The organism is Leyella stercorea DSM 18206 (assembly GCF_000235885.1).
In the GTDB taxonomy this organism is placed as follows: domain Bacteria; phylum Bacteroidota; class Bacteroidia; order Bacteroidales; family Bacteroidaceae; genus Prevotella; species Prevotella stercorea.
In genome coordinates, this window is sequence record NZ_JH379379.1 from 1 (window position 1) to 911 (window position 911).

The following is a 911-nucleotide window of genomic DNA, read 5'->3' on the forward strand; positions in this document are numbered from 1 at the left end:
GTGGAGAAAGGCAAGAAGCCGAAGTGGGGTTATTTCCCAAAAGCAGGGAATCCTGAATTTGTGACGAAGTTCGAGGGAACAAAGGCAACCCCTGAGTTTCTACAGGCAATAGCCTACGAGGTGTATGTGAAGAACGTCACATTCGGGCTTCTCCATCAATGGCTGACGGATATGGGGATGACCGTTTCTGCAAATACGCTGCGCAATTGGTTGAAGAAAGGCAAGGTTTATCTTGACAAGCTCGTTGAGTCACTGAAGGAAGTAGCGTTGGAGAAAGACTCCATCGTGAACTGTGACGAGACCTGGTGCAAGGTGCGCAAATACGACCACTACAAGAAATGTTACATCTGGGTACTTGTGAACAAGGCAGAGCGTGTGGTTATCTTCTTCTACGACAATGGTTCCCGTGGACGTGATGTGCTTACAGACTTTATCGGTGATGCAGAATTGAAGAGCATCATGTCTGACGGCTACAATGCCTATACCTTTATCGGTAACGAGTTGAAGGCTGCCGAGACTCCCAATTTATCCAAGACAGACCATCAGGTGTGTCTTGCACATGCGCGTGCCAAGTTTGTGAAGGCAAGCGAGCAGGCTGGCGACAAGAATGCCGATATCTTCATTAAGTATATAGAGGATTTGTACAACTTGGAACGCCAGTATACAAAGGATAATCTTACTGACGAGGAGAGGGGGAAACAACGTCAAAGTCTTGAGACGAAAGGCATCCTGATAAATCTCCGCACTCATCTCGGTATAGAGAAGTCCAAGGATCCTGCGACTGTTACTCCTTATTTGCAGAAAGCGTTGAACTATCTGGATACATTTTGGACAAACCTCTTTACCTATATAAAGGATGGAAGTTATCCGATAGACAACAATGCAGCCGAGCGTGCAGTCCGTCCTCTGAC

1 protein-coding gene is annotated in these 911 nt (G+C 46.8%); it reads left to right on the top strand.

Annotation, left to right across the window (positions count from 1 at the left end):
• On the top strand, nt 1–911 hold a 911-nt coding region (locus HMPREF0673_RS02775; protein WP_040596273.1), incomplete at both ends, for an IS66 family transposase.